This window comes from Streptomyces sp. NPDC002403, from assembly GCF_053593015.1.
Window position 1 is genome coordinate 60700 of sequence record NZ_JBSFBQ010000024.1, and the last position, 18707, is coordinate 79406.

The 18707-nt window shown below is 72.4% G+C and carries 14 protein-coding genes; 7 read left to right on the forward strand and 7 right to left on the reverse strand.

Going from position 1 to position 18707, the window contains the following annotated elements; all coding sequences use genetic code 11:
• The first annotated feature begins 202 nt into the window (after positions 1-202).
• Complete coding sequence (locus ACWCPY_RS24625; protein WP_451268281.1) at positions 203-1309, forward strand: hypothetical protein; 1107 nt, start codon at positions 203-205, stop codon at positions 1307-1309.
• Between the two features lie 18 nt (positions 1310-1327).
• Here the strand turns inward: ACWCPY_RS24625 and ACWCPY_RS24630 are convergent, their stop codons facing one another.
• Positions 1328-2365, reverse strand: a complete 1038-nt coding sequence (locus tag ACWCPY_RS24630; protein ID WP_451268283.1) for a DUF3533 domain-containing protein — start codon at positions 2363-2365, stop codon at positions 1328-1330.
• A 191-nt stretch (positions 2366-2556) separates the two neighbouring features.
• Here ACWCPY_RS24630 and ACWCPY_RS24635 point away from each other — a divergent pair, with 191 nt between their 5' ends.
• The 4 genes from ACWCPY_RS24635 to ACWCPY_RS24650 all read left to right on the forward strand — a co-directional run bounded on the left by ACWCPY_RS24635 (position 2557) and on the right by ACWCPY_RS24650 (position 9778).
• Positions 2557-6030, forward strand: coding sequence for a DNA polymerase III subunit alpha (locus ACWCPY_RS24635; RefSeq protein ID WP_451268285.1), 3474 nt, complete (start codon positions 2557-2559; stop codon positions 6028-6030).
• Entirely contained in the window at positions 6027-7034 is a 1008-nt protein-coding gene (locus ACWCPY_RS24640) for a DNA polymerase Y family protein (protein WP_451268287.1), read from the forward strand. Before ACWCPY_RS24635 ends, ACWCPY_RS24640 begins: the two co-directional genes overlap by 4 nt.
• 181 nt (positions 7035-7215) lie before the next feature.
• Positions 7216-8109, forward strand: coding sequence for an esterase/lipase family protein (locus ACWCPY_RS24645; RefSeq protein ID WP_451268289.1), 894 nt, complete (start codon positions 7216-7218; stop codon positions 8107-8109).
• Positions 8110-8230: 121 nt separating this feature from the next.
• Positions 8231-9778: a methyltransferase domain-containing protein gene (locus tag ACWCPY_RS24650; protein ID WP_451268290.1), complete on the forward strand. Its 1548-nt coding sequence runs from the start codon at positions 8231-8233 to the stop codon at positions 9776-9778.
• A 28-nt stretch (positions 9779-9806) separates the two neighbouring features.
• On the opposite strand, the gene ACWCPY_RS24655 is transcribed toward ACWCPY_RS24650, so the two are convergent.
• From ACWCPY_RS24655 to ACWCPY_RS24665, 3 genes are all read right to left on the reverse strand, one after another.
• Positions 9807-11234 carry an amidase gene (locus tag ACWCPY_RS24655; protein WP_451268292.1) on the reverse strand — a complete coding sequence of 476 codons (1428 nt, stop codon included), beginning with the start codon at positions 11232-11234 and terminating at the stop codon, positions 9807-9809.
• A 76-nt stretch (positions 11235-11310) separates the two neighbouring features.
• A complete protein-coding gene (locus ACWCPY_RS24660) occupies positions 11311-12948 on the reverse strand; it encodes an amidohydrolase (protein WP_451268294.1) in 1638 nt (545 codons plus the stop codon).
• An 89-nt stretch (positions 12949-13037) separates the two neighbouring features.
• Positions 13038-14489 carry an APC family permease gene (locus tag ACWCPY_RS24665; RefSeq protein WP_451268379.1) on the reverse strand — a complete coding sequence of 484 codons (1452 nt, stop codon included), beginning with the start codon at positions 14487-14489 and terminating at the stop codon, positions 13038-13040.
• 171 nt (positions 14490-14660) lie between these two features.
• On the opposite strand from ACWCPY_RS24665, the gene ACWCPY_RS24670 reads away from it, so the two are divergent.
• Positions 14661-15377: a TetR/AcrR family transcriptional regulator gene (locus ACWCPY_RS24670; protein ID WP_451268296.1), complete on the forward strand. Its 717-nt coding sequence runs from the start codon at positions 14661-14663 to the stop codon at positions 15375-15377.
• 123 nt (positions 15378-15500) lie between these two features.
• On the opposite strand, the gene ACWCPY_RS24675 is transcribed toward ACWCPY_RS24670, so the two are convergent.
• Positions 15501-15995, reverse strand: coding sequence for a DUF402 domain-containing protein (locus tag ACWCPY_RS24675; RefSeq protein ID WP_451268300.1), 495 nt, complete (start codon positions 15993-15995; stop codon positions 15501-15503).
• On the reverse strand, positions 15976-16896 hold the full coding sequence (locus tag ACWCPY_RS24680; RefSeq protein ID WP_451268302.1) for an N-acetyltransferase family protein: 921 nt from the start codon (positions 16894-16896) through the stop codon (positions 15976-15978). Before ACWCPY_RS24680 ends, ACWCPY_RS24675 begins: the two co-directional genes overlap by 20 nt.
• Before the next feature lie 80 nt (positions 16897-16976).
• On the opposite strand from ACWCPY_RS24680, the gene ACWCPY_RS24685 reads away from it, so the two are divergent.
• On the forward strand, positions 16977-17354 hold the full coding sequence (locus tag ACWCPY_RS24685; RefSeq protein WP_451268304.1) for a GntR family transcriptional regulator: 378 nt from the start codon (positions 16977-16979) through the stop codon (positions 17352-17354).
• 72 nt (positions 17355-17426) lie between these two features.
• Here the strand turns inward: ACWCPY_RS24685 and ACWCPY_RS24690 are convergent, their stop codons facing one another.
• The gene (locus ACWCPY_RS24690) at positions 17427-18521 is read right to left on the reverse strand and encodes a DUF5925 domain-containing protein (RefSeq protein ID WP_451268306.1); all 1095 of its coding nucleotides are present in this window, start codon (positions 18519-18521) and stop codon (positions 17427-17429) included.
• Positions 18522-18707 lie beyond the last annotated feature (186 nt).

The window sequence follows — 18707 nt, forward strand, 5'->3', positions numbered from 1 at the left end:
TGCGCGGACGGGTCCCCCGATCTGATATCGAAGTGAGTTGTCATCGCGGGCAGCGTAGTTCCTCCTTCCCTGATCCGCCAGGTGCTTGTGCCGGGCCCATGGGCGCGAATCGGCAGGTGCTGTGAACTGTGCGAACGAAGCGCATGCTTCAATATCTGCGCCGGTGGGGTGAATCATGTGAATTGTTCGGGGGAGGGGCCTCATGGCGAGACCGGATCGTCGGCTGGTGCAGACCGCGGTCATAGGCAGTGCCGCATCGGGTCTGGGCATCGTCCTGCCGCAGGAGGCCGACGAGCTCCGGCGTCTGCGGCGGCGGCATCCGACGTACACCTACTGGTGCGGCACCCAGCTCGGCGGTTGTGGCAACAGGTTGTCCGACCGGCTCTGCGCGGACAAGGTCTGCCACTTCGCCCACGCGCCGAATGCCTCCTGCCGGCGCGGGGCCAGCGGTGTGGACAGTGCGGACCACCTCTTCATCAAGCAGGACCTGGCCCGCTGGGCCCGCGGGAGCGGTGTCGACGCGCGGGCCGTGCTGCGTGATCTGGGGTCGGGCCCGGGTGACGCCGTCGACTTCCGGGTCCGTGGCAGCCGACAGCGGGTGCGCTTCCAGTTCCGGAGGCTGACGCACCCCGAATGGCGTTCCGCGGGCGAGGAGCTGGAGCGCGACGCGGCAAGCCTGGACTGGGTCTTCGGGCCGGGTTCCGCCCATCCGGAAACCGTGGCGGAGATGCACGGGAGGTTCGGCCACGTACTCCGCTTCCGTTTCGGGACCGAGGGTGTGGCGCGGCGTATCCGGATCAGGGCGGAGACGGCGCGGAGCAGTACCGACTGGGTGCCGCTCGACGCCTGTGCGATGACGCCCGAGGGGCTGAGGGTTCCGGGGGTGGAGAGACGGAGGGGCGCGAGCCGCCCCGTCGTGGCGCCGCCGACTCCGCCGGGTGGTGCGGCCCCTGGCCGGGCGCCCGTTGCTCCGGGTGCTGAAGCGTCCGTCGCTCCCGGGCGGGGCTCCTCGGCGGACGCTCCCGGCCGGCGGGCCGCCGCCGGTGCGGCCCGCCGGCCGGGTCCGGGTGCCGGCCCGCTCGTGCGGAAGGTCCAACGCCTGGTGGAGGAGGTGAACGTGCTCGCGGCACCGGCGGAGGCCGACATACGGACGAAGGCCGAGAGACTGGACCGAGAGGCGGCGGCGTGGGCCGTGCGGTACGGGCGGTTGACGAGTTCGGACTTCTGGTCCGGCAAGGCCACGAAGGTCGCGGCCCAGGGGGAGGCGCTGGCCGGCCGGCTGGAGAAGCTGGCGCAGCACCTGAGGTGACGCGTCCGCCGGGCCCGGTCAGGCGGGATTCGAACCGAACGGCGGCCGCTCGCCGCTGAGTTCCTCCGGACTGCGGCGTGCGGCGATCAGGAGCGTGACGGCCGTGCCCACCACCGCCCATGCGGACAGCACCAGCAGGGGGCCGGTGACCGCGTTGCCCCTGAAGTAGGCGATCGAACGCGCCACCCAGGTGCCCGCCCCGGGCGGCAGCGCGGGGCCGATCGCCCGCCAGAAGTCCGGGAGCATCGGCAGCGGGTAGGCGCCGCCGGCGCTCGGGTTGCCCGCGATCACCACGATCAGGACGGCCAGGCCGATGCCGACGATGCCGGTGAGGGCCTGGAGGGCGAGGGTGATCATGCCGACCGCGAAGACGGTCAGCGCGCCCAGGCCCGACAGGCCCCAGAAGCTTCCGGGCAGGGCGCCGAGGATCGGGCCGATGATGATCGCGCCGCCGATGCCGCCCACGATCGAGTACAGCGCCATGACGCCGGTCCGGATCACCGCGCGCTGACGGTTGGCGGGCTTGGCGCCCGCGCTGATCGCCAGGATCGAGGCGCAGAGGTAGCCGCCGACGCACCAGCCCACGACCAGGTAGAACGACGAGATCCCGTTGAAGTCCTGGTCGGAGGCGGGAGCCAGGTCCACGGTCCGTACGGTGCGCTGCTGGGTACGGTCGACCTCCGTGATGATCTTCGTCAGGGTGGTGGCCAGCGAGGTGCCGCCGCCGGAGGCGACCAGCAGGGTGTCGGTCGTGCCCCGGGGGCTGACGATCAGGGCACCGTCGATCCTGCGGTCGAGGACCTGCTCGCGTGCGGTGGCCGCGTCGGCGACCGTGCGGGGGTCCAGCGGGCCGCCGGGGAGGTCCTTCAGTTCGGTGAGGAGCCGCGCGGAGATCTGCTGGGGTGCGACGAGGCCGAAGGGCACGTCCGTCGGCTTCGGTTTGTGCAGTGCCCCGACGTAGGACGCGATGAACAGCAGTTGCAGTCCGAGCACACCGATGACGAGCAGTGCGGCCCGTGGAGTGACGGCGTTCTTCACCTCGTCAGCGAAAGTCATGCCCCCACGCTCCGGGGCATCGGCCGTTCGTGCAGTCGGGGCAGGCCCGAATGGCTGACCGGGCCCCTCGCCGATCACCGGTCCGGGGCGGGGCAGCCGTTCCGCGCTCCGGGTATCGTACGAATGTTCGAAACTTGGTCTATGGTGGAGAGCGAGGGGGTGGTGAGTGCGGATCGGTTCAGGAGGTGCGGGTGCCCGGGTTCACGCATCTGCATACCGTTTCCGGGTTCTCCCTGCGGTACGGGGCATCGCACCCGGAGCGGCTGGCGGAGCGCGCCGCCCAGCGGGGCATGGACGCTCTGGCCCTGACCGACCGGGACACGCTCGCGGGCGCGGTCCGCTTCGCCAAGGCCTGCGAGGGCGCCGGGGTGCGGCCGCTCTTCGGGGTGGAGCTCGCGGTGGACTCCGCGGTGCCGGAGCGTACGGGAGAGGGCGGGCGTACGCATCGGCCGCGGACCCCGGTCCGCGGCGGCGCCTTCGTCGACGAATCCGCGCCCCGGGCCACCTTCCTCGCCCGGGACGGCGCCCTGGGCTGGGCGGAGCTGTGCCGTCTCGTCACCGCGGCCCACGGCCCCGCGCCCGACGGTGCGGGGCAGCCCCTGGTCGGCCGGTCCGAACTGCCCGCCGAAGGGCTCATCGTGCTGCTCGGCCCCGCCTCCGACATCGGCAGGGCGCTGAGCGCCGGCCGCCCGGACCGGGCCGCCGTGCTGCTCGCCGGCTGGCGGGAGATCTACGGCGACGACCTGCGCCTCGAAGCCGTCCACCACGGCCGCGAGGGCACCGGGTCCGGATCGCTGCGGCTCGCCGCCCGTACCGTCGGCTTCGCCGCGGAGCAGGGGGTGCGGGCCGTGCTGACCAACGCCGTCCGGTACGCCGACGCCGGGCAGGGCCCGGTCGCCGATGTGCTCGACGCGGCCCGCCGGCTGGTGCCCGTCGACCCCCGCCGCGCCCCGCTCGACAGCGGGGAACGCTGGCTGAAGGACGCCCGCGCGATGGCGGAGACCGCCGGGCGGATCGCCTCGGCCGCCGGTCTCGGCCGGGACGCCGGGGAGCGGCTGCTCGCGGAGACCCGGCGCACCGCCGACGCCTGCGTCGTCGACCCCGAGGGCGACCTCGGTCTCGGCTCCGTCCACTTCCCCGAACCGGAGCTCGTCGGCGCCGGGCGGCGCACCGCCCAGCGGGTGCTGGCCTCCCGCGCGGCCGCGGGCATGGTGCTGCGCGGCTACGACCGCAGGCGCGACTACTGGGAGCGGATGCACCAGGAGCTGGACATCATCGCCCATCATGGCTTCGCCTCCTACTTCCTGACGGTCGCTCAGGTCGTCGATGACGTAAGGGCGATGAAGGTACGGGTCGCCGCCCGGGGCTCCGGCGCCGGCTCCCTGGTCAACCACCTCCTCGGGATCGCGCACGCCGATCCGGTCGAGCACGGGCTGCTGATGGAGCGCTTCCTGTCCAGGCGCCGCTTCGTGCTGCCCGACATCGACATCGACGTGGAGTCCGCCCGCAGGCTCGACGTCTACCGCGCGATCATCGGACGCTTCGGCACCGAACGGGTCGCGACCGTCGCCATGCCCGAGACCTACCGGGTGCGCCACGCCATCCGGGACGTGGGCGCCGCGCTCTCCATGAACCCGGCCGAGACCGACCGGCTCGCCAAGGCCTTCCCGCACATCAGGGCCCGCGACGCCCGCGCGGCCATGGAGGAACTGCCCGAACTGCGTGAAGTGGCACGGGAGAAGGACCGGTACGGGCGGCTCTGGGAGCTGGTGGAGGCGCTGGACGGGCTGCCGCGCGGCATCGCCATGCACCCGTGCGGGGTCCTCCTCTCGGACGCCACGCTGCTGCGCCGCACCCCCACCGTGCCCACCAGCGGCGACGGCTTCCCGATGGTGCAGTTCGACAAGGAGGACGTGGAGGACCTGGGGCTGCTCAAGCTCGATGTGCTGGGTGTGCGGATGCAGTCGGCGATGGCGCACGCGGTCGCGGAGATCGGGCGGGCCTCGGGGCAGGAGGTGGACCTGGACGCGGTGGAGCCGGACGACCCGGAGACGTACCGGCTGATCAGGAGCGCCGAGACGCTGGGCTGCTTCCAGATCGAGTCGCCGGGCCAGCGCGACCTGGTCGGCAGGCTCCAGCCGGCCGGCTTCCACGATCTGGTGGTCGACATCTCGCTGTTCCGCCCCGGGCCGGTCGCTGCCGACATGGTGCGGCCGTTCATCGAGGCCCGGCACGGCCGGACCCCCGCGCACTACCCGCACCCCGACCTGGAAGGACCGCTGCGCGAGACGTACGGAGTGGTCGTCTTCCACGAGCAGATCATCGAGATGGTCGACATCATGACCGGCTGCGGCCGGGGCGAGGCCGACCGGGTGCGGCGAGGGCTCTCCGACCCCGAATCGCAGGGCCGGATCAAGGTGTGGTTCGCGCGGCGAGCGGCAAAGAAGGGGTACGGCGCCGAGGTGATCGCCCGGACCTGGGAGATCATCGAGGCGTTCGGCAGTTACGGCTTCTGCAAGGCGCACGCGGTCGCCTTCGCCGTGCCGACGTACCAGTCGGCCTGGCTCAAGGCGCACCACCCGGCGGCCTTCTACGCCGGGCTGCTCACCCATGACCCCGGGATGTACCCGAAGCGGCTGCTGCTCGCGGACGCGCGGCGGCGCGGGGTGCCGGTGCTGGGACTGGATGTGAACCGGTCGTCGGCCACCCATCGAATCGAACTGGTGTCCGGTAGTGAGGGAAGGGAAGGTATCTGGGGGGTGCGGCTCGCGCTCTCGGACGTCCATGGCATCGGCGCGGCCGAGGTCGCCCGGATCGAGGCCGGGCAGCCCTACGCCTCGCTGCTGGACTTCTGGCAGCGGGCCAGGCCGGGCAGGCCGGCCGCCGAACGGCTGGCCCGGGTGGGCGCATTGGACGCGTTCGGCACCAACCGGCGCGACCTGCTGCTGCACCTGTCCGAACTGCACCGCGCCCAGCGGGGCACGGGCTCCGGCGGCTCCGGCGCACAGCTCCCTCTCGGCGGCGGGCACCGGACCGGCTCCATGGGCCTGCCCGACCTCAACGACGCGGAACGGCTCAGCGCCGAGCTGGGCGTCCTGAGCATGGATGTCTCCCACCATCTGATGGACGATCACCAGGCCTTCCTGGAGGAGCTGGGCGCGGTCTCCGCCAAGCGGCTGCGCGAGGCACGGCACGGGGAGACCGTGCTGGTCGCGGGCGCCAAGGCGGCCACCCAGACCCCACCGGTCCGCTCCGGCCGCCGGGTCGTCTTCACCACCCTGGACGACGGTACGGGCCTGGTCGACCTGGCCTTCTTCGACGACAGCCACGCCGCCTGCGCGCACACCGTCTTCCACTCCTGGCTGCTGCTGGTGCGCGGAGTGGTGCAGCGGCGCGGACCGCGGAGCCTGAGCGTGGTCGGCTCGGCCGCCTGGAATCTGGCGGAGCTGGCCGAGCTGCGGCGTACCGGCGGACTCGACGCGGTCGCGGACCGGCTGGCGGCGCAGCCCCCGGCCGAGGAGGCTGCCGACGGCGGCGACAACGGCCGCCGCATCCAGCTGCCGACGGGGTACGAGATGAACCCCTGGTCCGACCTCCAGCCGCCCGGCGAGGGCGTCGCCACCGGCAGGAAGCTGTGGCACCGGAGCCCGGGGAGCGCGGGATGAGCGCCGCGCCCGACGCACCGGGAATCCTGTACCTGCGGTTCCGCAGGATCGGCGGCGGCCTCCCGGACGGAGCGGGTTACGAGGGGCTGCTCGCCCTGCTCGGCGCGTTCACCCCGGTGGTCGAGGCGGTCCCGCCCGACGGGGCGCTCGCCGATGTGCGCGGCGCGCTGCGCTACTTCGGGCAGGACGCGAAGGGGCTGGCCTCGGTGATCCGGATCCGCGCGCTCGCCCTGCACGGCGTGGACTGCGCGATCGGGGCGGCGGAGAACCCGATGCTGGCCCGGACGGCGGCACGGCAGGCCGCGCCGGGGACGACCTTCGTGGTGCCCGGCGGCGGGGGAGCGGAGTTCCTCGCGGACCGGCCGGCCGCGGCACTGGACGGAGTCGGCGCGGCGACGGCCCGCACCCTGTGCGGATACGGGCTCGACTCCGTCGGCCGGATCGCGGCGGCCCCGCTCGGCACCCTGCAGCGGATCACCGGCGTACGGACCGGACGCGAACTGTGGGAGCGGTCGCGCGGCATCGACCGTACGGCGGTCGTGCCGGGCGCCGCGGCCCGGTCGATCGCCGCCGAACGCTCCTTCCCGCGCGACGAGCTGGACCCGGAACGGCAGCGCCGCGCCCTCATGTCGCTCACCGAGGAGCTGGGGGCCAGGATGCGCGGGGACGGCCAGGTCTGCCGCGGCCTCGCGGTCTCCGTGCGCTACGCCGACCGCACCGGATACTCGACGCTGACCCGCAGCCGTACGCTCCGGGAACCCACCGCCCACTCCGCGGCGCTCACCGCACTCGCGTACCGGATCCATGACTCGTTCGCCCTGCAACGGGCCCGGGTGCGGGGGATCGGGCTGCGCGCCGAGGGACTGACGGGCGCCGAGCGGGCCGCGCACCAGCTCTCCTTCGACCCGGTGGACGAACGGGCACGCCGGATCGAGGCGGTGGCGGACCGGCTGCGGGCCAGGTACGGCCCGCGGGTCGTGATGCCGGGGCGGCTCGCTGCCTGAACCCTCCCCGGGATTGCTCCGGCTGAGGGATCGTCACTTTTTACCGACGCGTAACTTCCCACGCCACCTTACTCGCGCGTAATTTGACCGGGAACACAGAAGAACCAGCAGTCAGACTTGTGGTCCGGGCCGCAGGACGCACAGACATCGCAACTCCCTTGAGCCGCAAGGAGACCACACGATGCTGCCCTGGACACGTGCGCCGCGTACCCCACGTGCGCGGAGGACCCTCGCCGCACTGCTCCTCGCCGTCGCCGCAGTCGCCACCCCCACGGCCACTGCCGCTGCAGCCACCCCCACCGCCGCCACGGCCGCCTCCCGCGGCTGGAACGACTACTCCTGCAAGCCCTCCGCAGCCCATCCCCGCCCCGTCGTCCTGGTCCACGGAACCTTCGGGAACTCGATCGACAACTGGCTGGTCCTCGCCCCCTACCTCGTCAACCGGGGCTACTGCGTCTACTCGCTCGACTACGGGCAGCTGCCCGGTGTGCCGGTCTTCAACGGCCTCGGCCCGATCGACAGGTCGGCCGGACAGCTCTCCTCGTTCGTCGACAAGGTGCTCGCCGCCACCGGCGCGGACAAGGCCGACCTGGTGGGCCACTCCCAGGGCGGCATGATGCCGAACCACTACCTGAAGTTCCTCGGCGGCGCCGCCAAGGTGAACGCCATGATCGGGATCGCCCCCGACAACCACGGCACCACCCTGCTCGGCCTGACGAAGCTGCTGCCGTACTTCCCGGGAGTGGAGGACCTGCTGAACGCCGGCACACCCGGCCTCGCCGACCAGGTGGCGGGCTCCCCGTTCGTCACCAGGCTCAACTCGCTCCCCGACACCGTGCCCGGAGTGCACTACACCGTCATCGCGACCCGGTACGACGAGGTCGTGACCCCGTACCGCACGCAGTTCCTGGACGGGCCGGACGTGCGCAACGTCCTGCTCCAGGACCTGTGCCCGGTCGACCTCTCCGAGCACGTGGCGATCGGCACCGTCGACCGGATCGCCTTCCACGAGGTGGCGAACGCCCTGGACCCGTCGCACGCCACCCCCACCACCTGCGCCTCGGCCGTCGGATAGCACCGGCGCGCGGGAAGCAGCGGTACGAGGGGGCCACGAGCCCCGGCCGGGGGATCTCTCGTACCGGCGATCCCCCGTACCGGGCGGGCCGGATGCAGGCGGCGGCTGGCACGATCTACCCATGACGACGATCGACTGGGACTCCGCAGCCGACTCCTTCGACGAGGAACCCGACCACGGGCTGCTCGACCCGGCCGTCCGGCACGCCTGGGCGCAGCGGTTGGAGAGCTGGCTGCCCGGTGGACGCTCCGAGGTGCTCGACCTGGGGTGCGGCACCGGGAGTCTGGCCCTGCTCGTCGCCGGGCAGGGCCACCGGGTCACCGCCGTCGACCGCTCCCCGCGCATGGTGGAGCAGGCCCGGGCCAAGCTCACCGGCACGGGCACCGAGGTGCTCGCCGGCGACGCGGCGCAGCCGCCGGTCGGCAAGCAGCAGTTCGACGTGATCATGGTCAGACACGTGGTGTGGCTGCTGCCCGACCCGGCCGGGGCGCTGCGGCACTGGTTCACCCTGCTGCGGCCGGGCGGCCGGCTGATCCTGATCGAGGGCGTCTGGGGCGGCGTCGGCCTCAGCGCCGAGCGGCTGACCGGACTGCTCTCGGAGTTCACCGAACGCATCCACCACGAGCGGCTCTCCGACGATCCGGCGCTGTGGGGCAAACGGGTCGACGACGAGCGCTATGCCCTGGTGGCCCGCGCCCAGCCGCCGCACCGGCACACCGAGGTCGTCGACGTGCATCTGATCCTCCGCCGCGGCCCCGAGGTCCTGCTCGCCCGCCGGGCCGGGACGGGGTACGCGGACGGGCTGTTCAACGGCCCGTCCGGACATGTCGAGGACGGCGAGGACGTCCGCGAGGCGATGATCCGGGAGGCCGCCGAGGAGATCGGAGTCGAACTCGGCCCGGACGAGCTGCGGGTCGCCCTGGTCATGCAGCACCGCGGCCCCGGCGGCAGGCCCAGGACCGGCTGGTTCTTCGAGGCGGAGTACGACCCCGGCCGCGAGCCGTACAACCGTGAGCCGGACAAGTGCTCCGAGCTGGTGTGGTTCCCGCTGGACGCCCTGCCGGACGACATGGTCGCCTACTCCCGGGCGGCGCTCGACGGCTACCGCGCGGGCGAGCACTTCCTGATCCACTGGCACGAGGACGGCGACACCGTGGCGTACCAGCCGCACGGCATCCGCCGCGCGGTCCCGCTGCCGGCCGGCGGGGCGGGCACCGGTGGGGTGCACCACATCGAGCTGTGGGTGCCCGACCTGGCGGTGGCCGAGCGGGGCTGGGGCTGGCTCCTCGGCGAGCTGGGCCATCTCCCGTACCAGCGCTGGGAACACGGGCGGAGCTGGCGGCGCGGCGACAGCTATGTGGTGGTCGAGCAGTCGCCCGACCTGACTCCGGGGCCGCACGACCGGCGCCGCCCCGGGCTCAACCACCTCGCGTTCCACGTCGGTGACCGGGCCACCCTCGACGCACTGGTGGCCAGGGCCCCGGAGCACGGCTGGCAGCCGCTCTTCGAGGACCGCTACCCGCACGCGGGCGGTGACGGACACATCGCCGCCTATCTGGAGGACGCCGCGGGGTACGAGGTGGAACTGGTCGCCGGAGCCCGGCAGCCCCGCCCGGCACCGGAGGAACCGGCGCCGTACACCGATGTGTGGGCGCGGCGCCGGGACTGAGGGGCGTTCAGGTCCGGTCGGCGCCGGTTCAGAGGACCGGGGTGCGGTTCCAGGGCCGGGCGGACTCGATGGCCCGCGCGACGCGGAACACCGTGGTGTCGTCATAGGTGCGTCCGACGACCTGCACCCCGGTCGGCACACCGGTCGAGGCGAAGCCGGACGGCACGCTCAGCACCGGACAACGGCTGGCCATGTTGAACGGGGTGGTCATCGCGGATTCCAGGTAGAAGTCCAGTGCGACGCCGTTGATCACGACCTCGGTCGAGAGGTGGTCGTCGTCCGCCCCGAGCGCCGGGACGGCGGTCGTCGGGCACAGCAGGACGTCGTAGCGGTCCAGCAGTACACCGAGCGTCGTCTGCACCCCGGCTTCGAGTTCGAGGCCCCGGAGGAAGCTGCCGGGCTCCCGGACGGCCTCGGCGGCCCGCCGGGCGAAGTCGAGCGCGTACGTGGTGAGCAGGTCACCGTGCTCGGCGGCGACCGAAGCGATGTACGGGCCGAAGATCGAGCCGAAGTGGATCATCGCGGCCTCCATCACGTCCGCCCGCATGATGGGGACCTCCACCTCCTCGACGACGGCACCGGCCGCGCGCAGCGCCTCCGCCACCGCGCGGGTGTTGGCCTCGACCTCGGGATCGACCGGCCAGTCCCCGAGGGTGACCGAGAGCGCCACTCGCAGGCCCTCGGCGCTCTCGAACCGCTCGGGCAGGACGAGTTCGGACCGCAGCGAGACGGCGTCCAGCGGGTGGGGCCCCGCGATGACGTTCTCCAGCAGGGCGCAGTCGGCGACGGTGCGCGCCATCGGGCCGTCGTGGCAGTACGTGTCGAGGTTGAAGGGCGCCATCGCCGGCACGCGCCCGTAGGGCGGCTTGAAGCCGACCGTGCCCGTGCACGAAGCGGGTATGCGGATCGAGCCGCCGATGTCGGAGCCGGTCGCGAGCGTCGTCTCGCCCGCCGCGAGCGCGGCGCCCGCACCGCCCGAGGAGCCGCCCGGAGTGAACTCCGTGTTCCACGGGTTCCGGGTGACGCCCCACAGCCGGGACTGGGTGTAACCCGCGCAGCTGAACTCCGGGGTCGTGGTCCGGGCGTGCACGATGCCGCCGGCGGCCTGGACCCGCTCGATCACCGGGTGCGTCCGCTCGGCGATCTCATGCCGGAACGCCAGCGAGCCGTCCGTGCTGAGGCGACCCGCGATGGGCTGCTCCTCCTTCGTCGCGACGGCCAGGCCCTCCAGCGCGCGGGGTGCCTCGCCCCTGCCCCCGTAACGGGCTTCGGCCTCGCGGGCGGCGGCGAGTGCTTCCTCGAAGGTCTGCTCGGCCAGGGCGTTGATCTTCGGCTCGACGGCTTCCGCACGCGCGATGATCGCGGTCATCAGCTCGACCGGTGAGAGGGAGCGGTCACGGAAGCGGCGCAGGGCCTCGGTGGCCGGCAGATGGGCGAGGTCGGTGAGGTCGTTCATGGGAGGGTCCTTACAAGGTGAATCGGAGGGGCTTGGGAGTCGGGCACGGGGGCGGCCGGGGCCACAGGTGCGTCCGTCAGGCGGCGGAGTACACCCGCGATCCCCCGACATAGGTCTGCAGGACCCTGGCCGTGTGGATCTCCTCGGCCGGCCCGGTGAAGATGTCCCGGTCGAGGACCACCAGGTCGGCGAGGTTGCCCGGCCGCAGCGTCCCGGCGTCGTCCGTGCCGTTGACGTGGGCCGAGCCGGCGGTGTACGCGGCGACGGCGGTGGCGAGGTCGAGCCGCTGCTCGGGCAGGAAGACCCGGCCGTCGGTCGCCCCGGGCTGCATCCGGTTGACGGCGACATGGATCCCGGCGAGCGGGTCGGGGCTGCTCACGGACCAGTCGCTGCCTGCCGCGAGCGTGGCACCGGCTCTCAGCAGGGATCCGAAGGGGTACTGCCGGGCGGCGCGCTCGGGGCCGAGGTAGGGGATGGTCAGTTCGTCCATCTGAGGCTCGTGAGAGGCCCAGAGCGGCTGGATGTTGGCTATCGCCCCGAGCCCGGCGAAACGCGGGATGTCGTCGGGGTGGACCACCTGCAGATGAGCGAGGTGGTGCCGGGTGGCCCGGCGGCCATTGGCGGTGCGGGCCGCCTCGACCGCGTCCAGTGCCTCGCGCACCGCACGGTCGCCGAGAGCGTGGAAGTGCACCTGGAAGTCGAGCGCGTCGAGCTCGGTGACGTACGCGCGCAGCGCGACCGGGTCGACGAAGCTCAGGCCGCTATTGGCGGTGGCGCAGCCGCAGCCGTCCAGGTAGGGGGTGGTCATCGCGGCGGTGAAGTTCTCCGCGATGCCGTCCTGCATGATCTTCACCGAGCCGGCCCGGAACCGGCCGTGGGCCAGCTTCTCGCGGCGGGAGACCAGCTCCGGGATCTGGTCGGCGCCCCGGGCGCGGTCCCACCAGAGCGCACCGTTGACCCGGGCGGTGAGAGTTCCCTCGCGGGCGGCGCTGAGATACGCGTCGGAGGGGTCGGGCTGGCCGTTGAACACGCCGAGCAGGGCGTCCTGCCAGCCGGTGATTCCGAGCGAGTGGAGCAGCCGCTGGGCGCGCAGCAGGCCGTCGAGGCGGTCGGCGGCGGTCTTCGCGGGCACCAGCCGCGCCACCAGACCGGTGGCGCCTTCCTGGAGGACGCCGCTCGGTGTGCCGTCGCCCTCCCGCTCGATCCGGCCGTCGCAGGGGTCCGGGGTGTCCCGGTCGACGCCCGCGAGTTCGAGCGCACGAGTGTTGGCCCAGGCGCCGTGGTGGTCGCGGTTGACCAAGTACACCGGCCGGTCCGGCACGACCGAGTCGAGCAGTTGCCGGGTCGGAAGGCCGCCCTCGAAGCTCTCCATGGACCAGCCGCCGCCGGTGATCCAGGTGCTGTCGGGGTGGGTCCGGGCGAACTCGTGGAGGAGGCGCAGATATTCGTCGACCCCCACGGTGCCGCTGAGGTCGCACTCGGCGAGCTCCAGGCCGCCGTAGACGGCGTGGATGTGGGAATCCTGGAAGCCGGGGAGCAGCAGCCTGCCTCCGAGGTCGACCACTTCGGTCTTCGGGCCGATCAGTTCCCGCACCTCGTCATGGCCGACGGCCGAGATCCGCTCACCGGTGACGGCGAGGCTGCTCGCCCGGGTGCGGGCGGGGTCGCCGGTGTGCACGGGGCCTTGGGTGAAGACCAGATCGGCCTGGGTCATGGGAGGTGCTCCTGGTGGTTCGGCGGTCCGGGGGACCGCTGGGGGGAACGAGGTGTCACGGTCCGCACCGCGGGTCGGCGGTGCGCCGGTCACACGGCGGTGCTGGGCTCGCCGTCCACGGAGGGGACGCGGGCCGGGATGAAGTAGGGCGACCGGTGGTGCCAGCGGGCCCACGCGGCGGCCAGCAGCCCGGAGCCGATCATCAGGACCGGGACGAGCAGCGCGAACCATCCGTTGTCGGCGGAGATCTCGAAGTGATCGGTGGAGCGGTAGAAGGTCCAGGCGAGGTAGCCGCCGGTGGCGAGCAGCGTGAGCGCGCCCAGCACCGGACCGACGACGGCGCGCAGGGACTCCAGCGGTGAGGTGCGCAGCAGGTGGCGGAAGCGCACCGCGGCGGCCGCGGCGGTGAGGGCGTAGTAGAGGGCGACGACGATGCCGATCGCGTTGACGGCGGCGAAGATCAGATCGTTGACGGTGGGGATGATCAGTGCCAGTGCGGCGAGGGCCAGGGAGATCGCGGTGATCAGCAGGGTGCCGGCGGCCGGGGTTCTGTGCCTGGGGTGCAGTCGCGTCCAGACGGGGCCGAGAACGCCGTCCCGGCCCATCGCGTACATCCCGCGGGCGGTGGGGATGACCGAGGCCTGGAGCGATGCCACCGCGGAGAACATGAGGGCGATGAGTGGCAGGGCGGCCAGTGGCTGGTCGGCGAGCTTGGTGCCGAAGTAGGCAAGTCCCTGCGCGCCGTTGTCGGCCAGTTCGTCCAGGGGCAGGACCCGCTGGAAGGCGGTGCCGGCGAGCAGGAAGAGAAGCAGCATGACGGTCAGTGCGATGAACCCGCCGCGGGAGGCGTCCCGCGGGTCGCCGACCTCTTCGCCGACGCTGAAGACCGATTCGAAGCCCCAGTAGCAGAAGACCGCGAGCACCATGCCCTGGGCGAGGGCGGCGGCCGAGGGGATGTCGAAGGGGTTGAACCACTGGAGCGAGAAGGGCTGGTCACCGGCGAACAGACCGTAGCCGCAGAACGCGAGCAGCACGCCGTACTCGAAGATCAGCAGGTACTTCTGGAGACGCGCCGCGAGGTCGAGTCCGCGTACCGCGACCAGCGCGGCGGCGACCAGGACGGCCATGCCGAGCAGGGTGGACTGGAGGGTGGAGTCCGGATCGAGGGTCAGGCCGCCGACGCTGTGGAGGGTGGCCTGGCCCAGCAGCTGGATGATCGCCGAGCCTGTGATCGTGGTGGTGTAGGCCATGAACACGATGGTGCCGACGACGTTGACCCAGCCGGTCAGGAAGCCCAGCCAGGGGCTGAAGATGCGGCCGACCCACTTGTAACTGCTGCCCGCGTTCGGTTCGACGCGGTTGAGCCGGCCGTATCCGCCGGCTATGCCGAGCACGGGCAGGAACGCCAGCAGCATGATCGCCGGCAGGTGCAGGCCGACGATGGTCGCCATCAGGCCGAGTCCGATGCCGATGCTGCTGGTGGCCGCGGTGCTCGACGCGGCGAGGACGATGCCGTCGATGACGCCTATGGACTTGCGCATCGCGGCCTGCGGGGCTTGGCCGCCGCTGTCCGGCGTGGCGCTTGTGTTCTTCACTGGTACCACCAACGGTCGTCGCCTTGCTCAGGGGGAAGGTGGGCGGAGGGCCCGGATGGCAGGCCATGAAACCGTTGCCCCTTTCACACGTCAATGGTGTTGTCATAAGCTCCGCGCATGGATGAGCGTGTGGTTCCGGAGTCGCAGCGGCGGCGCAGAAGGCCGACAAAACAGGGCACAGTACTGTCCGAGCGGGTCATCGTGGATACGGCTCTGAGACTGGTCGGCCAGCACGGTGCGGATGCCCTGACGGTCCGGCGGCTGGGCGCCGCACTGGGCGCCGATCCCAGTGCGCTCTACCGGTACTTCCACAGCACCGACGATCTGCTGCTGGCGGTCGCCGACGAGCTCATCGGCCGTGCCCAGCAGGGCTGGCGACCCACCGGCCAATGGCGCGGCGACCTGTGCGAGCTGGGTCTGCGCGTCCACGCCTCCTACCAGGCGCACCCGCAGGCCGCCCTGCTGGCGGCACACCGGACGACCGGGCGGAGCAACGAGATACAGGCCGTGGAGGCGGTCCTCGGCATACTCCGGTCGGCGGGCTTCCCCGACCGGGAAGCGGTACGGATCTACCACGCCTTCGTGGATCAGGCGCTCGCCTTCGCGGCCCTGGACTCGGCCGCGCTCGCCCTGCCGGCTTCCGCGCAGGCGGCCGACCTCCAGGTGTGGCAGCAACGCTACGGACGCCTGGACGCGAGCACCCACCCCCATATCGCCGCCACCGTAAGGCTGCTGGCCGACGACATGATGCTCAGCGGCTATCCGTTCGCGCTGGAACTGCTCCTCGACGCCGCCGAGGCGAGGCTGCCCCGGGCGGCAGCGGCGGGCGGCTGAGTCCGGACGGGCCGGGCGGATCGGGGCAGGGCGCTGCCCGCCTCATGCCGACCTCGTCGACATGAGGCTTCGGGAGCTGACGCTCCGCGTCCGGGCGAGGCCGGGGAGCGCCGGCCGCGGGTGTCAGACCAGCAACGACGCGAGGCCCTCCGTGCGGGCCAGGTGTTCCAGCTCGTCCAGTGCCCGGCGCGCAGCCCCGGCCGCCGCCGGATCGCGTCCGGCGAGACCGCTCTCCTCGAACTCGTCCTCGTCCAGGCGCAGTACGGACGAGCCGTCCGCCGACACCCACAGATCGAGGTCGAGGTCCTCCACCAGGAGCTGTCCGTCCCGCAGCACCGCGGGGCGGGTGATGTCGCAGTACCAGCCCTTGAGTCCGCCCTCGCCGGTACGGACCTCCTTCACGGCGAACCAGCGGTCGCGCCAGTAGTGCTCGGTGAAGACATCGCCCGGCTCGAACCGTACGAAGCCGAAGTCACGGACCCCGGGCGCCGCCCACGGCGCACGCACCGTGACCCGCACCCCGTCGTCGCGGACCACGTCCGCCGGATACCGGATCTTGGTCCGCCCGGCCTTCACCAGGGCGACCTCCAGCGTGGTCTCAGCCGATCCTGCGGACATGGCGCACCTCCGTGGCACAGATCTCGTAACCGAACCACTGGTTGATCGCCAGCATCGGTCCGTTGTCCGCGTCATTGCCGGTGTACGCGTCCGTGTACCCGGCGGCGCGCGCCCGGTGCAGCGAGTCGTTCTTGGCGAGCTTGGCCAGGCCCCGGTTGCGGTACGCCCGGCGGGTACCGGTCATCCCGGACATGTACCGGGTCAGGCCGTCGGTCTCCGCGGCGCTGAACGCCGCCACCTCCCCGTCCACCAGCGCGACCGAGGTGAGTTCGTGGTCGAGCGCGGGGGAGCGCCAGGTGTGGTTGAGCCAGTCCTCGTAGTCGGTCAGTTCCATCGGGGTGTCGCTCGGCTCGTCGGCCGTGGTCTCGGCGTCCGCCTCGAAGAGCGGGTGCGGGTCGTCCCTGAAGTCCGCTGCGGTACGCAGCTCGACGCCGGGCGGCGGCTCCTGACGGGGCGGCAGCGATCCGCCGGCCAGGTCGAGGTGGAGGAAGTGCGCCGGACGGCTCGGCGCGTAGCCGTGCCGCTCGGCGAAGGCCCGGTTCGGCGGGGTGTCGAGCACCCAGGTGTAGACCGAGGTCGCGCCTTCCCGCGCCAGGTACTCCTCGGCCGTGCGCAGCAGCAGCGCACCCGCCCCGCGCCCGGTGCGGTCCGGATGCGTGTACGTGTTGCAGAACCCCTGACCGGGTTCGGGGCTGTCGTGGACGAGGCCGACCTGCGCGGTCCCGATGAGCTCCCCGTCCTCCTCGGCGACCAGCAGTCGGGCGCGCTTGTCCGGGTGGGCCGAGGCCAGTTCGAAGGTGACGCACTCGGGCGTCGTCACCATGAAGGGCAGGGCGGCACGCCGGATCCGTACCCAGTCCTCCGCGTCTGCGGGGGCGAAGTCGCGAACGATGACAGTCATGGGCCGGACGTTACGCGGGGGCCGCCACCGGTCGCCCCTGAGTTTCCGTCGGGGGAGCGGACGTGGGGGAGAATCGGGGCGTGACCCTGAAGATCGTTCTTGATCCCGATGCCGGTACCGCCCCGTACGAGCAACTGCGTACGCAGATCTCCGAACTGGCCCGCTCCGGCGCGCTTCCCGTCGGCTTCAGACTCCCGACGGTACGCGGTTTCGCCGAGGAGCTCGGCCTCGCCGCGAACACCGTCGCGAAGGCGTACCGCGCGCTGGAGGCCGACGGGGTGATCGAGACCCGAGGGCGCAACGGCACGTTCGTCGCCGCCGCCGGTGACGCGGCGGACCGTCATGCGGCGGCCGCGGCCCAGGAGTACGCGGAGCAGGCGCGGCGGCTGGGCCTGTCCCGGGACGAGGCGCTGTCCCTGGCACAGGACGCGGTACGGGCGGTGTACGGGGCGGGGTGAGCGTGCCGGGGCCGGAGCCCCGGGCCCGCGTCCGTGCCGGCCGAGGGCTGCGGGCCCGCGTCCGTGCCCGGTTCACAGATACAGGCCCGCGTCCGCCCCGGAGTCCTGCTTCGGCACCGACGCGGGACCGCTTCCGCGCCGCAGCGCGTACAGCTCGGCGAGCGTCGCGCCCTCGCGGCCGAGTCCTTTCTCCGTGCCCAGCCAGGCCACCGCCTCCTTGCGGGTCAGTGAGCCCACCTCGATCCTGGCGAGGCAGCGGCCGGGCCTGACCACGGCCGGATGGAGCCGCTCCAGGTCCTCGTTGGTGGTGACGCCCACCAGCACGTTGCGGCCCTGCCCGAGCAGCCCGTCGGTGAGGTTCAGCAGCCGGGACAGCGCCTGGCCCGCGGTGTGCTTGGCCTCGCCGCGGATCAGCTCGTCGCAGTCCTCCAGGAGCAGCAGCCGCCACCGGCCCCTGGACGTGCCGTCGTCCTCGCCGATCGCGATGTCCATCAGATAGCCGACGTCGTTGAAGAGCCGCTCGGGATCGAGCACGCAGTCGACCTGGCACCAGTCCCGCCACGAGCGCGCGAGCGTGCGCAGCGCGGAGGTCTTGCCGGTTCCCGGCGGCCCGTGCAGCAGGAGCAGCCGGCCCGAGATGTCGTCGGGCGTGACCTTCATCAGCCGGTCCATGGCATCGGCCACCGGTGCCGTGTAGTTGCCCCGGACCTCGTCCCAGGTACCGGCGGCGATCTGCCGGGTGGTGCGGTGCGGGCCGCGGCGCGGGGAGACGTACCAGAAGCCCATCGTCACGTTCTCCGGCTGGGGTTCGGGCTCGTCCAGGGCGCCGTCGGTCGCCTGGCCGAGGACCTGCTGGGCCAGTTCCGGGCTGGTCGCGGTGACCGTGACATCGGCGCCGCGGTTCCACCGCGAGACGAGCAGCGTCCAGCCGTCGCCCTCGGCGAGCGTGGCACTGCGGTCGTCGTCGCGGGCGGCGCGCAGCACCTTGGCGGCCGGCGGCAGCAGGGTCGCCCCGGCCTTGACGCGTTCCAGCGAGGAACTGTGCGAGTACGGCTGCTCGCCCGTCGCGAAGCGGCCGAGGAACAGCGCGTCCACGACATCCGACGGGGAATCGCTGTCGTCGACGTTGAGCCGGATCGGGAGCGCGGACTCAGGGGTGGCGGACATGGCGCCCATGATCCGGCACGGGGGTACCCGGCGCACCAGGGTTTCACTGCCTTCCTCCCCTTTTCCGGCGGCGGCACCGGACATGACGGGGGCTCAAGGGGCGCGCAGGGGAGCTCGAATCACGGAGAACAAGTTGGCATGCACACTTCCGGTGGAGGTGTCGGTACTGCTACCACGGACTCGGCA